Origin of the sequence: Roseomonas sp. CECT 9278 (assembly GCF_918698155.1) — a bacterium.
In the GTDB taxonomy this organism is placed as follows: Bacteria; Pseudomonadota; Alphaproteobacteria; order Acetobacterales; family Acetobacteraceae; genus Neoroseomonas.
The window spans coordinates 59,576-73,998 of sequence record NZ_CAKKLX010000009.1; the positions used below are offsets into that span (position 1 = coordinate 59,576).

Below are 14,423 nucleotides of genomic sequence, written 5' to 3' on the forward strand. Positions count from 1 at the left end.
CGTGATTTCAGCCGGCGTGCGTGCGGCGCGTCACAAGCCGGCGACCGCGGCGTCCACCGCATCGCCGAAGCGCTCGACGATCATCGCGATCTCGGCGGCGTTGGTGACGTAGGGCGGGGCCAGGATGACGTGGTCGCCATGCTTGCCGTCGATGGTGCCGCCCATCGGGTAGCAGGCCAGGCCGCGCGCGAAGGCTTCCTTCTTGACGCGTTCGTTGACCGCCAGCGCCGGGTCGAAGGTGGATTTCGCGGCGCGGTCAGTCACCAGCTCCACAGCCCAGAACAGGCCACGGCCGCGGATGTCGCCGACCTTCGCGTGGTTGCCGAGGCGTTCGACCAGCCCCTGTTCCAGCAGCGCGCCCATGGCGGTCACGTTGTCGAGCAGCTTCTCGTCGCGGATGACCTCCTGCACCGCCAGCGCCGCCGCGCAGGCGACCGGATGCGCCTGGTAGGTATGGCCATGCTTGAAGGTGCCGGAACCCTTCGTCAGCGCGTCGATCACGCGGCCATGCACCAGGATGCCGCCGATCGGCTGGTAGCCGCCGCCCAGGCCCTTGGCGATGACCTGGATGTCGGGCGACACGCCTTCCTGTTCCCAGGCGTGCAGCGTGCCGGTGCGGCCCATGCCGGACATGACTTCATCGAGGATCAGCAGCGCGCCGTGGCGGTCGCACACCGCCTTCATGGCCGGGAAGTAGCCGGGCAGCGCGGTGGCGCAGCCGAGTGTCGCGCCGACGACCGTTTCCGCGCAGAAGGCGATCACGTTCTGCGGGCCGAGGCGCTGGAATTCGGCTTCGAGTTCCGCGGCCAGGCGCGCGACGTAGTCGGCATCGGTCTCGCCATCGCGCCGGTCGCGATAGGCGAAGCAGGGCGAGACATGGCTGAAGGCGTCCGACAGGATCGGCGCATAGGGCGCGCGGCGCATCGCGTTGCCGCCCGCGGCCAGCGCACCGAGCGTATTGCCGTGATAGGACTGGCGCCGCGCGATGAACTTCGTGCGCTGCGGCTGCCCGGCTTCCAGCGCCCATTGGCGCGCGATCTTGAGCGCGGCCTCCATGCCCTCGGATCCCGACGACACGAAATACGCGTGGGTCAGGCCGCCCGGCGCGTGGCCGACCAGCATGTCCGCGAGCTGTTCGGCGCTGCCGGCGCTGAACAGCGCTGTGTGGGCATAGCAGAGCCGGTCGATCTGGTCCTTCATGGCCTGGATCACATGCGGATGGCCGTGGCCGAGGCAGGCGACGGCGGCACCGCCGGAGCCATCGATCACCTCATGGCCCGATGCGTCCCGCAGCCAGATGCCGCGGCCGGAGACGGCGACGGGCGGGGCCTCGCGCAGGTTGCGGTGGACGATGTGGGTCATGGAGAGGGCTCCTTCGCCCGCCATCCTGCACCGGCGTCAGGGCGCTGTCAGCACGCCCACCACCGCGCCGGTCATGCAGCAGGCGATCGTGCCGGACACCAGCGACGGCAGCCCCAGCTTCACGATGTCGGTCCGCCGCTCCGGGCACATCGCCGACATGCCGCCCACCATGATCCCGACCGCGCCCAGGTTGGTGAAGCCGCACAGCGCATAGGTCAGGATCAGCCGCGAGCGATCGGACAGCCCGGCGCCGCCGGACTGCGCCAGCTCCAGGTAGGACACGAATTCGTTGACGATCATCTTGGTGCCGAGCGAGGCCCCGACCGTCGCCGCCTCCGCCGCCGGCACGCCCATGGCCCAGGCCACCGGCCACAACACCCACCCCATCGCGCGCTGCAAGGTGAAACCGGTCAGTGGCTCCAGCGCCAGGTTCACCAGCGCGACGATCGCCACGAAGACGATCAGCGACGCCATGATCCCGAGCAGCAGGTTCAGCCCGTCCTGCGTGCCGCGCACCAGCGCATCCATCGAGGAATCGTAGAGCTTCTCCGGAATGCCCTCGTCGCCCGCCGTCGCCACCTCGCCCGGCGCGGGCGGCATCATCAGCAGCGCCACCAGGATCGCCGCCGGCGCCGAGACCAGCGACGCCGTCAGCAACTGCCCCGCCGCATCCGGCACCACCGGCGCGATGAGCAGCGCATAGACGACCAGCGTATTGCCGCTGATGGTGGCGAGGCCGGCCGTCATCACGACAAACAGTTCCGATCGCGTCAGCCGCGCCAGCCAGGCGCGGATCATCAGCGGGGCCTCGACCATGCCCACGAACACGTTCGCCGCCACGCCGAAGCCGGCCGCGCCGCCCAGGCCGAACAGCCAGCCGAGCGCGCGCGCCATGACCCGCACGATCGCGGGCAGGATGCCCCAATGATACAGCACTGAGGACAGCGCACCGACCACCAGCACCAGCGGCAGTGCCTGGAAGAACAGGATGAAGGACGCACCTGGGAAAGGTTCCTGGAACGGCAGCGGCCCGCCGCCCAGGTAGCCGAAGACCAGCGCGGTGCCGGCCTTGGTGGCGGTGGCGAGCGCATTCACGCCATCGCCGATCAGTGCGAAGGCCGCGCGCGCCAGCGGCACGTTCAACAGCACCGCGGCGAGCAGCAGCTGCAACGCCAGCCCCGCCACCACCACGCGCCACGACACGCCGCGCCGGAACCCGCCCAGCGCCCAGGCCAGCGCCGCCAGCAGCAGCAGCCCGGCGGCGGATTGAATCTGCAGCGTGTTCATCAGGGCAGCACCTTGGGCGGCTCGGGTTCGTCCATCTCGAGATCGGCCAGGCGCTGCCCGCCACGCTTGATGGCGGCGGAGGAGGTCTCGATCATGTCGATGTCCTTCTGGGCCTGGCCGAAATGGCGGCGCAGGCTCTCGGTGCGGTCATCGAGCCGTCCGACATCGGCCAGCAGCCGGTCGAGCTCCCGGCGGATCTTTCCGGCCTCCTGCCGCAGCCGCACGTCGCGCAGCAACGCGCGCATGGTGCCGAGCACGGCCCACAGCGTGGTCGGCGAGACGATGTACACGCCGCGCCGCGTCGCATCGCTCACCACCGGCACCAGGCTGGTGTGCAGCTCCGCGTAGATGGCTTCGGAAGGCACGAAGATCAGCGCGCCATCGGCCGTCTCGCCGGGGATGATGTAGCGCTCGGCCACGTCCTTCACGTGCTTCTGCACATCGGCCGCCAGGCGCTTCAATGCCGCGGCGCGCGTCGCATCATCGGGCGCCTCGCGCAGGGCCAGCCAGGATTCGAGCGGGAACTTGGAATCGATCGCGATGGGGCCGGGCGGGTTCGGCAGATGGATCAGGCAGTCGGCGCGCTTGCCGTTCGACAGCGTGGCCTGCAGCGCATAGGCCTCGGCCGGCAGGCGGTCGGCGATGATCTGCTCCATCTGCGCCTCCCCGAAGGCGCCGCGGGCCTGCTTGTTGCCCAGGATGGAGGACAGCGTGCCGACCTGCGCGCCCAGGGCCTCGATGTTCCCGCGCGCGGCGTCGATCACCGCGAGTCGTTCGCGGATCTCGGTGGTCGTCGCGCCGAGCGACTGCGTCACGCGTTCGGTCTGGCCCGACAGCGCGAGCGTCAGGCTCTCGTTCTGCGCCTTGATCGCCTCGGTGAGCGATTTCTCCGCGCCTGTCATGCGGTCCGCGAGTGCGGCTTCCTGCGCCGAGATGCGCGCCACCTGCTCCTTCACGGCCTCGCTCAGCACGCGTGTCTGGTCGAGCACCACGGCGTTCACGCGCTCGGCGATGTCGCCTTCCAGTGCGGCGACCCGGTCGGCCTGGCGGTCCTGCGCCGCGGCCACCGCATCGACGCGCCCGAGGATCTGCCCCAGCACGGGGTCCGGCGCCGGCCGGCGCAGCAGGATGGCGAGCACCAGCAGTACGGCCGCGACCAGGATCGCCATCGGCAGCGCGGCGTCGGGCGGCAGAAGGCCGAGGATGAGCCGGTCGTCCATGCGTCTCCGGGCGAATCGGGGTCGGGCGGCCAAGTCTCGCACCGCCGCGGGCGGGGCGCGAGGGTCACCAAGGCATCACCGCGGGCGGTGTTCAGGCAAGCGTCGCGGGCGGTGTTCAGGCAAGCGTCGCGGGCGGTGTTCAGGCAGCCGCCGCCGGTCCCGCTGCCGGCACCAGCACCAGCCGCCCGGTCGCCACGCCGAAATGTGCGCCATGCAGGGTGAGCCGGCCCTCCGCCACCGCCTCGATGACCCAGGGAAAGGTCATCAGGTTGGCAAGCGAGATGCGCACCGCCTCGTGCTCCGCGACCTCCTGGCGCTGCTCCGGCACATCGCAGCGTAGCGCCACTTCGCGCGCGCGCCCGGCGATGCGGATCCAGCCTGCGACGAAATCCGCCGCCTCCGGCGGGACGCCTTCCAGCACGGCGCGGATGCCGCCGCACAGCGCATGGCCCATCACCACGATGCGGTCGACCTTCAGCACCCGCACGGCGAATTCCACCGCCGCGCTGGTGCCGTGGAACAGCGCATCGGGCATGTAGGGCGGGACCAGGTTGGCGACGTTGCGCAGCACGAACAGCTCGCCCGGCCCGGCGGAGAAGATCATCTGCGGATCGACCCGGCTGTCGGAACAGGCGATCACCATGGTGTGCGGGCGCTGCCCCTGCGCGGCGAGTTCCTCGAAGCGCGCGCGTTCGCGCGGCCAGGTCTCGGCGCGGAAGCGGCGATAGCCGGCGATCAGTTCGTCCATGCCGAAGCTCCTATCCTGCAGGTCGCACGGCGGCACGATCCTGGAGCGCAAGGCGCGACCGTGCCCGGACCGCCAGCCACACCGGGCGCGCCAGTGCGTGGCGCGCAAGCCAAGCCGGCGGATGCCGGCGCCCGGCGCCTGAGGGCAGCCAACCACTCCCGGCCATGATCAGTGCCTGAAATGCCGCATGCCGGTGAACACCATCGCGAGGCCGGCCTTGTCGGCCGCCGCGATCACCTCGGCATCGCGCATCGATCCGCCGGGCTGGATCACCGCCGTGGCGCCGGCCGCCGCCGCCGTCTCCAGCCCATCCGCGAAGGGGAAGAAGGCGTCGGAGGCCACCACCGAGCCCTCCGCCAGCGGGCGCCCGATGCCTGCCGCCTTGGCCGCGGCCTCGGACTTCCAGGCGGCGATGCGGCTGCTTTCGACACGGTTCATCTGCCCCGCGCCGATGCCCACCGTCGCCAGGCCCTTGGCATAGACGATGGCGTTCGACTTCACGTGCTTGCACACGCGGAAGGCGAAGATCAGGTCGGCCATCTCCTGCGCGGTGGGCGCGCGCTGCGTCACCACCTTCAGCCTCTCCTCGGTGACGCGACCCGCATCGCGCGACTGCGCGAGGAACCCGCCCGCGACGGATTTGAACGCCAGCCCTGGTGCGGTGGCGTCCGGCAGGCCGCCGGTCAGCAGCAGGCGCAGGTTCTTCTTGCGCGCGAAGATCGCCTTCGCCGCGTCATCCGCATCGGGGGCGATGACCACCTCGGTGAAGATGGCGGTGATCTTTTCGGCCGCCGCGGCATCCAGCCTGCGGTTGGCCGCGACGATGCCGCCGAAGGCCGAGACCGGGTCGCACAGCAGCGCCGTATCCCAGGCGCCGGCCAGGTCGCCCGCGACGGCCACGCCGCAGGGGTTGGCGTGCTTCACGATGACGATGGCGGGCCGGTCGAACTCCGCCACGCATTCATAGGCGGCGTCGGTGTCGTTCAGGTTGTTGTACGACAGCTCCTTGCCCTGCACCTGCGTCGCCGTCGCGATGCCCGGGCGGTTCGTGCCGTCGACATAGAAAGCGGCGTTCTGGTGCGGATTCTCGCCATAGCGCAGGCCCTGGCGCAGCGCGCCCGGCAGCGACAGCCGCGGCGGGAAATCCTGGCCTTCCTGCCGCGCGAACCAGCCCGAGATCGCGGCGTCATACGCCGCCGTGCGCGCATAGGCCGCAGCGGCGAGCCGCCGGCGCGTCGCGAGAGTGGTGCCGCCCTGCGCTGCGATCTCGGCCTGCACCTGTTCGAAATGCGCGGGTTCCGTCAGCACCGCGACACCGGCGTGGTTCTTGGCGGCGGAGCGGATCATCGCCGGCCCGCCGATGTCGATGTTCTCGATGCAGTCATCGAAGGATGCGCCGGCGGCGACGGTCGCCTCGAAGGGATAGAGATTCACCGCCACCAGGTCGATCGGCGCCAGCCCATGCTGCTCCATCTGCGCCAGGTGTTCCGCCAGGTCGCGCCGGCCGAGCAGCCCGCCATGGACCTGCGGGACCAGGGTCTTGACCCGCCCGTCCAGGATCTCGGGGAAGCCGGTGTGCTCGGACACGTCCTTCACCGGGACGCCGGCCTCGCGCAGCGTGCGGGCGGTGCCGCCGGTGGACAGGATCTCGACGCCGCCTGCGGCGAGGAAGCGGCCGAATTCGACCAGCCCCGCCTTGTCGGAAACCGAGAGCAGGGCGCGGCGGATGGGGAGGATGTCGCTCATGGCCGGCGCATTAGACCCGGGCGGGCGGGACGTCCATCGCGGGCGCGGCGACCGGGGCGCCGGGGACCGCCCGGGCTGCCGTCCCGGGGAAGCGGGCGGGTGGCGCATGCCGGGCGCTGCGCGTCGCTCGATCCCGATCCAGGGCCGGTTCCGCGCGCCAACCCCGCCAGCGCCGCAGTGTCACGAGCGTCGTCGCCCGAACCGATGGCGGCACCCGGTCGGCATCCGCCCTAACGGTTTGGCAGCCTCCGTCCCGCGATGCTGCGGCCGATGCGCCTGCTGCCCGCCCTGCTGCTGCTTGCCCTGCCCGCCGCGGCCGAGCCCCCGCCGCGCGCAGCCCTGCACCTGACCGACCACGCGGCGTCGCGCCTGGTCGGGCTGCGCGTCGAGATCCGCGACCTGCGCCTGGGCGCCGCCGGCTTCGGGCGCGGGGTCGAGCCATCGCTGCTTGCCGATGCCGCCTGGTTCGGCGCCCAGCAGGCCGATGCGCGGCGCATCGCCCCCGGCGAGGATACCGGCCTTCCCGACGACACCTTCGAGGCCTGGGCGGCGCGCAACGGCGGCTTCTGCCGCGTCACCATCGGTGGTCCGGCCTCGGCGCTGGGCGCCCCCGCGGCGGCGGCGCTGATGGCCGGGGTGCGGCATGCCGGCGCGCAGGGCGCCCCGGATCCCGCGCGCATCGCGGTCCGCCACCTCGACGACGCTGCGCTGGACCGCTTCACGCTGGACCACGAGATCGGTCATTGCCGGGACCGGTCGCTGCGGGTCTCGACGCTGTCGCAGCTGGCGCTGGCCGGGTCGGGACCGCTGATCGGCGACAGCCGGCACGGCTTCGAGGTCTTCGCCGATGCCATCGCCGCGCTGGAATTCCTGCGCGGTGCGCCGGTCGCCAACCCCGCCGCCGTGCTGCGGGAGATCGCGAACCTGCGCCAGATCGCGGTGGTGGCGAATTTTCGCCGCGGGACGCTGGGTCGGGAGGGGCGGATCGTGCTGGCGCCGGCGCTGGCCTACCACACGGCGCCGGCGCTGGACGCGGTGCTGGCGCTGGCCCGGGAGCGCGGCGTGGCCTGGCTCCGGAGCCGCCGCGCAGAGGAGATCGTCGCCCTGGCGGAAGCCATCCGCGCCCGCCATGCGCTGTCACGTGACGAACGCGCTGCGCTGGGGCGCGCGTTGGCGGATACGCGGGTGGTCGGCGCGCCGGGTGGCGGCGTGGCGTTGGCCTTCAGCCCGGAACTGCCGGCCGGCTTCCTGGAGCGGTTCCGCGCGGCCGCGGCGGAACAGGCGTTCCGCCCCGCCGCGCACGAGGCGCTCGGCCAGTCCGCGGCGCCGCCGGCCTGGCAACTGGCGGCGGCGCCGCAGCCTCTGCTCGACAGGATGCCGACGCTCCGCGCGGCCCTGGACCCGGACCTGCGGGATGGCGCGCAGCCGCTGCGCGTCTCGGCCCTGCCCGGCGGGGCCTGGCGCGTGGCGCTGCGCGAACGCGACCGACGGCGCAGCGTGGTGGTGCTGCGCGCGGATGGCGACGTGGTGCGGCTGTCGGCGGCTGGGCGGCTGCTGAGCCTGGCGCTCGATCGCCCGGCGCTGCTGCGCGGCGCCCAGGCGATGCATGTATTGGCGGAAGGGCCGGTCGGCATGGACCGCGCGGAGGCCTGGTTCACCGGCGACCTGCCGGGCGAGTAGGGCGGCGCCCGGATCGGGTGATGTCATCCTGCCGCGTGAAAGCGGCTGCGGCAGCAGTTCCCGCGGCGCGCAGCGGTACGGCGGGCGGGTCCCCCGACTTGCACGAACAGCGCGCGCAGGCGGGGGTCGCCGGCCGCGCTGGCCGATGCGCCCGGACCCTCTATGGCAGCGCCACGCGCCGCCAGCGCCCCGCCGCCGCCGGCGCCAACCGGTCCAGCGCCAGGTAGACCACGGGCGTGGTGTAGAGCGTCAGCACCTGCGACAGGATCATCCCGCCGATGATCGTGATGCCCAGCGGTGCGCGCAGCTCGGCCCCGGGGCCGGTGGCCAGCACCAGCGGGATGGCGCCGAACAGCGCGGCCAGGGTGGTCATCAGGATCGGCCGGAAGCGTTCGCGGCAGGCGAGCAGGATCGCGTCATGCGCGCTGGCGCCGTGGTCGCGGCGATGCTCGATGGCGAAGTCCACCATCATGATCGCGTTCTTCTTCACGATGCCCATCAGCAGGATCACGCCGATCAGCGCGATCAGGGTGAAGGACAGGCCGGTGACGAGCAGCGCGACCAGCGCGCCGATCCCCGCCGTGGGCAGCGTCGAGAGGATGGTGATGGGGTGCACCAGGCTTTCGTACAGCACGCCGAGCACGATGTAGATCGCCAGCACCGCCGCCAGGATCAGCAGCGGCAAGCCGGCCTGGAAGTTCTGGAAGGTGCGCGCATTGCCGGCGAATTCGCCGCGGATGGTGGCCGGCATCTGGATGTCGAGCGCCGCCTTCTCGATGGCCGTCGAGGCCTCGCCGAGCGAGACGCCCTCGGCCAGGTTGAAGCTGATCGTCGCCGCCGGGAACAGGCCCTGGTGGGTGATCGATCGCGGCGAGATGCCGCGTTCCAGCCGTGCGACCGCACCGAGCGGCACGGGCCCGTCGCGGCCGGGTAGGAAGATGCGGTCGAGATCCTCGGGCGCCTGCGTCAGCGCCGGATCGACTTCCAGGATCACGCGGTACTGGTTGCGGCTGCGGTAGATGGTCGAGACCTGCCGCTGCGAGAAGGCATTGTTCAACGCGGTGCCGAAGGCGGCGACCGAGACCCCCAGGCGCGCCGCCGCGTCGCGGTCGATGATGAGGCGGCTGACCAGCCCGGTGCGCTGCTGGTCGGAGGAAATGTCGGTCACCTGCGGCACCGTGCGCAGCTGGCGCACCAGCGCCTCGCTCCAGGTGAACAGGTCGTCGAGGTTCGGGCTGAGCAGCACGTACTGGTAGGATGAATTGCCCTGCCGCCCGCCGATGACGATGTCCGAGACCGGGCGCATGAAGGTCTGCACGCCCGAGACCGCCGCGAGCGGACGGCGCAGCCGGTTGATGACGTCGTTGGCCTTCACCCCGGGGCGCTGCGCTTCGGGCACCAGCGAGACCTGCAGCCGCACATTGGACGCGCTGCCGAAGAAGCCGCCGCCGCCGATCGAGGCGGAGACGTTCTCGACCGCCGGATCGGCGCGGATCACGTCCATCACCAGGCGTTGGTAGATCGTCATCTGCTGGAAGGAGGTGTCGGGCTGCGCCTGCACGCTGCCGAAGATCAGCCCGCTATCCTGGTCCGGCATGAAGCCGCGCGGCACCACGGTATAGAGCCACACCGTCACGCCGATCAGCCCGATGGTGACCACCAGCATGACTCGCCGCCAGCGCAGCGCGACCGCCAGCGACCGCAGGTAGCCAGCGGTCAGCGCGGCCATCGCGCGTTCGAAGCCGCGGCCCAGCAGCCCCGGTGGGCGCGGTGCGCTGCGCGCCAGGTGCGCCGCCACCATGGGTGTCACGGTCAGCGAGATCAGTGCCGAGATCGCCACCGCGATCGACAAGGTGGCGGCGAATTCGCGCAGCATGCGACCGACGATGCCGGACATGAACAGCAGCGGGATGAAGACCGCGATCAGCGACAGGCTGATCGAGACGACGGTGAAGCCGATCTGCCGCGCGCCTTCCAGCGCCGCCTGCATCGGCCGCAGGCCGCGGTCGGTGAAGCGGGCCATGTTCTCGATCATCACGATGGCGTCGTCGATGACGAAGCCGACCGAGATGGTCAGCGCCATCAGCGTGAAGTTGTTGAGCGAGAAGCCCGCCAGCCACATGCACCCGAGCGTGCCCAGCAGCGAGAGCGGCACCGCGACGCTGGCGGCCAGGATCGCCGAGGGCTGCCGCAGGAACAGCGCCACCACCAGCACCACCAGGATGATGGAGATGATGAGCGCGTGCTCGACCTCCTTCACGCTGGCGCGGATGGTCAGCGAGCGGTCGCGCATGACGGTCACGTCGATGCCCGCGGGCATCCAGCGCTGGAGGTCGGGCAGCAGCGCGTTGATGCCGTCCACCACCTCCAGCACATTGGCGTCGGCCTGCTTGAAGATGGTCACGATCACCGCGGGACGGCCGTTGTACAGGCCGGCCTGGCGGCGGTCGCGCGGGCCCTGGTCGACGCGCGCGACGCCGTCCAGCCGCACCAGCGCATCGCCCTGCCGGCGCACGATGATGGCGCCGAATTCCTCCGGCGTGGCGAGCCGGTCGTTGACCGCGATGGTCGCCGACTGGTCCGGCCCGTCGATGAAGCCGGTCGCCTGGGTGACATTGGCGCGCGCAATGGCCGTGCGGATCTGCTCGAAGGAGACGCCGGCGGCCGCCGCCGCCGCGGGGTCCACCGAGACGCGGATGGCCGGTTGCTCGGCGCCCGAAAGGCTGACCTGCGCGGTGCCCGGCACCTGCGCGATGCGCGGCGCCAGCAGGCTGTCCGCCGCGTCGTAGATCACGCCGGGCGCGACCGTGTCGGAGGTCAGCGCCAGGATCAGCACCGGCGCATCGGCCGGGTTGAGCCGTCGGAAGGAGGGCGGTGCCGTCAGCCCCGAGGGCAGGTCCGGCCCCGCCGCGTTGATCGCCGCCTGCACGTCGCGCGCCGCCGAGGCGATCGAGCGCGACAGGTCGAACTGCACGATCACCGTCGTGCTGCCGAGGCTGGAGGTCGAGGTCAGCTCGGTCACGCCGGGGATCTCGCCCAGCCGCCGTTCAAGCGGTGCGGCGACGGACGACGCCATGATGGTGGGATCGGCGCCCGGCTGGCTGGCGCTGACCGCGATTGTCGGGAAATCGACGCGCGGCAGCGGCGCGACCGCCAGGTTGAAGTACGCCACGATCCCCGCGAGCGCGAGGCCGATCGCCAGCAGCGTCGTGCCGATCGGCCGCGCGATGAAGGGGGCGGAGATCGACACGGCGCTATTCGGCCGGCTGCGCGCGCGGCGCGGTGCGGCGCGTGGCCCAAGCGCGCAAATCCTCCATCGCCAGGTAGATCACAGGCGTGGTGTAGAGCGTGATCACCTGGCTCAGCAGCAGTCCGCCGATGACCGAGATGCCGAGCGGCAGGCGCAGCTCGCTGCCCGCGCCATGGCCCAGGACCAGCGGCACCGCGCCCAGGATGGCGGCCAGCGTCGTCATCATGATGGGGCGGAAGCGCAGGATCGCGGCCTCGGTGATCGCCTCGCGCGGGGTCATGCCGTGGTCGCGCTGCGCCTCGATCGCGAAGTCGATCATCATGATCGCGTTCTTCTTCACGATGCCCATCAGCAGCACGATGCCGATCAGCCCCACCACGTTCAGGTCGAGCCCGAAGATCCACAGCGCCACCAGCGCGCCGATGCCGGCGGAGGGCAAGGTCGAGAGGATCGTGATGGGGTGGATCACGCTCTCGTACAGCACGCCGAGCACGATGTAGATGACCACGATGGCGGCGAGGATCAGCCAGCCCTGGCCGGCCAGCGAGCGCTGGAATTCCGCGGCGTCGCCGCCGTAGCTGCCGACCATGGAATCCGGCATGCCGAGCGCGCTTTCGGCCCGCGCGATGGCCTGTACCGCATCGCCCAGGGCGACGCCGGGCGCCAGGTTGAAGGACAGCGTCACCGCCGGGAACTGGTCCTGCCGCGTGACGGTGAGCGGCCCGGGCACGCGGCTGATGCTGGCCAGTTCCGCCAGCGGAACCTGCGCGGTGGTGGTGGTGCCGTTGACCGTGGCGCTGCCCGGCACGCGGAGCTGGCCGATGATGGCGGGGTCGCCGGCCAGCGCCGGGTCCACTTCCAGCACCACGCGGTACTGGTTGGCCTGGCCGTAGATGGTGCTGATCTGGCGTTGGCCGAAGGCGCTGTAGAGCGCATCGTCGATCGCCTGCATCGTGACGCCCAGGCGCGCCGCGCGGGTGCGGTCGACATCGAGCGCCAGGCGCAGCCCGTCCTCGCGCTGGTCGGTGGCGACGTCGCGCAGCTCCGGCAGGGCGCGCAGCGCGTCCAGCAGCCGTGGCGCCCAGGTGGCGAGCTCCGCCTGCGAGGCGTTCATCACGCTGTACTGGTACTGCGTGCTGGAGGCCCGCGTGCCGATCTGGATGTCCTGCACCATCTGCGGATAGGCGACGATGCCCGGCAGCGCGGCGAGGCGCGGCGCGAGGCGGTCGATCACCGCCTGGGTAGTCGCGCTGCGGTCGGCGCGCGGGCGCAGCACCACGGTCAGCCGGCCGGTGTTCTGCGCCGCATTGATGGTGCCCGCGCCCGCGACCGAGGCGACCGAGACCACGTCCGGGTCCTGCGCCACGATGTCGGCCACCTGGCGCTGCAGCGCGGACATGCGGCGGAAGGAGACGTCCTGCGGCGCCTCGGTGGTGATAGCGATGATCCCGGTGTCCTGCAACGGCAGGAACCCCTTGGGCATGGCGACGTACAGCCCGACCGTGCCGCCGAGTGTCAGCAGCGCCAGCAGCAGCATCGCACCTTCGCGGCGCAGCGCCCAGGCGAGGGTCGTGGCATAGCCGCGCCGCAGCCGTTCGAAGCCGGCCTCGAAGGTGCGGTTGACGATGCCGGGCCGCTCCTCCTCGGCGGGGCGCAGGAGGTAGGCGCACATCATCGGCGTCAGCGTCAGCGACACCGCCATCGACACCAGCACCGAGACGGACATGACGATGGCGAATTCGCGGAACAGGCGCCCGACCACGCCTTCCATGAACAGCAGCGGGATGAACACCGCGATCAGCGAGAGCGTCAGCGAGACGATCGTGAAGCCGATCTGCCGCGCCCCTTCATAGGCCGCCTGGAGCGGCGGCATGCCTTTCTCGACGAAGCGCACGACGTTCTCGATCATCACGATGGCGTCGTCGACGATGAAGCCGGTGGCGATGACCAGCGCCATCAGCGACAGGTTGTCGATGGTGAAGCCGGCCAGCGCCATGACGCCGAAGGTGCCCACGATCGACAGCGGCAGCGCCACGCCCGGCACGATGGTTGCGCGCCAGGTGCGCAGGAACAGGAAGATCACCAGCACCACCAGCACGATCGCAAGGACCAGGGTGAGCTGCACCTCGGCGACCGAGGCGCGGATCATCTCGGTGCGGTCCGCCACGATGGAGAGTTGCGTGCCAGCGGGCAGCGCGCGTTCCAGGGATACCAGCTGCGCGCGCAATGCGCCCACCGTCGCGACGATGTTGGCACCCGGCTGGCGCTGCACGTCCAGCAGGATGGCCGGGCGGCCATTGTACCAGGCGGCGGTCAGCGTGTTCTCGAGGTCCTCGACCGCCGCGCCGACATCGCGCAGGCGCACCGGTGCGTCGCCGCGCCATGCGATGACAAGGTCCTCGAACCCCTGCGCCGTGGTCACCTGGTCGTTGGCCATGACCGCGGAGGCCTGTTGCGGCCCGTCCACCGATCCCTTCGGACCCGCGACATTGGCTGCGGCGATGGCGCTGCGCACATCCTCCAGGCCCAGGTTGTAGGCCGCCAGCCGGCGCGGATCGACCTGGAGGCGCACCGCCGGGCGCATGTTGCCCTGCACCGCCACGCGCCCGACGCCACCCACCTGCGCGAGGCGCTGCGCCAGCAGCGTGTCCACGACATCCGACAGCCGCGCGACCGGCAGCGTGTCCGATGTCAGCGCCAGCGTCAGGATCGGCGGATCGGCCGGGTTCACCTTGGCGTAGGTCGGCGGGTAGGGCAGCGTCGATGGCAGCGTGCCGCGCGCCGCGTTGATCGCGGCCTGCACGTCCTGCGCGGCATCGTCGATGTCGCGCCCCAGGTTGAACTGCAGCGTGATGCGGCTGACGCCGGGCCCGCTGACCGAGACGATCTCCGTCAGCCCCGCGATCTGCGCGAGCTGGCGTTCGAGCGACGCGGTGACCAGCACCGCCACCGTGTCGGGCGATGCGCCGGGCAACTGCGTCGTGACCTGGATGGTGGGGAAATCCACCTCCGGCAGCGACGACACCGGCAGGCGCATGTAGCCGTAGATCCCGGCGATCAGCACCGCGATCGCCAGCAGCGATGTCGCGATCGGCCGCGCGATGAAGGGGGCGGAGATGTTCATCGCGCG

Annotated in this window: 8 protein-coding genes; 1 reads left to right on the forward strand and 7 read right to left on the reverse strand. The window is 71.4% G+C overall.

Going from position 1 to position 14,423, the window contains the following annotated elements; translation table 11 throughout:
• Positions 1–30: 30 nt before the first annotated feature.
• The 5 genes from LQ222_RS08430 to purH form a co-directional block, all read right to left on the reverse strand.
• Positions 31–1,362 (reverse strand): aspartate aminotransferase family protein, encoded by a 1,332-nt coding sequence (locus tag LQ222_RS08430; RefSeq protein ID WP_230165747.1) that lies wholly within the window; start codon positions 1,360–1,362, stop codon positions 31–33.
• 36 nt (positions 1,363–1,398) lie between these two features.
• Positions 1,399–2,649, reverse strand: a complete 1,251-nt coding sequence (locus LQ222_RS08435; RefSeq protein ID WP_230165749.1) for a NupC/NupG family nucleoside CNT transporter — start codon at positions 2,647–2,649, stop codon at positions 1,399–1,401.
• Positions 2,649–3,869, reverse strand: coding sequence for a DNA recombination protein RmuC (locus tag LQ222_RS08440; protein ID WP_230165750.1), 1,221 nt, complete (start codon positions 3,867–3,869; stop codon positions 2,649–2,651). Before LQ222_RS08440 ends, LQ222_RS08435 begins: the two co-directional genes overlap by 1 nt.
• Before the next feature lie 139 nt (positions 3,870–4,008).
• Positions 4,009–4,617, reverse strand: coding sequence for a carbonic anhydrase (locus LQ222_RS08445; RefSeq protein ID WP_230165751.1), 609 nt, complete (start codon positions 4,615–4,617; stop codon positions 4,009–4,011).
• Between the two features lie 168 nt (positions 4,618–4,785).
• Positions 4,786–6,363: a bifunctional phosphoribosylaminoimidazolecarboxamide formyltransferase/IMP cyclohydrolase gene (gene purH / locus LQ222_RS08450; protein ID WP_230165752.1), complete on the reverse strand. Its 1,578-nt coding sequence runs from the start codon at positions 6,361–6,363 to the stop codon at positions 4,786–4,788.
• Positions 6,364–6,633: 270 nt separating this feature from the next.
• On the opposite strand from purH, the gene LQ222_RS08455 reads away from it, so the two are divergent.
• Positions 6,634–8,043, forward strand: coding sequence for a hypothetical protein (locus LQ222_RS08455; protein ID WP_230165753.1), 1,410 nt, complete (start codon positions 6,634–6,636; stop codon positions 8,041–8,043).
• Positions 8,044–8,203: 160 nt separating this feature from the next.
• Here the strand turns inward: LQ222_RS08455 and LQ222_RS08460 are convergent, their stop codons facing one another.
• Complete coding sequence (locus LQ222_RS08460; protein WP_230165754.1) at positions 8,204–11,293, reverse strand: efflux RND transporter permease subunit; 3,090 nt, start codon at positions 11,291–11,293, stop codon at positions 8,204–8,206.
• A gap of 4 nt (positions 11,294–11,297) precedes the next feature.
• Complete coding sequence (locus LQ222_RS08465) at positions 11,298–14,417, reverse strand: efflux RND transporter permease subunit (protein ID WP_230165755.1); 3,120 nt, start codon at positions 14,415–14,417, stop codon at positions 11,298–11,300.
• Positions 14,418–14,423 lie beyond the last annotated feature (6 nt).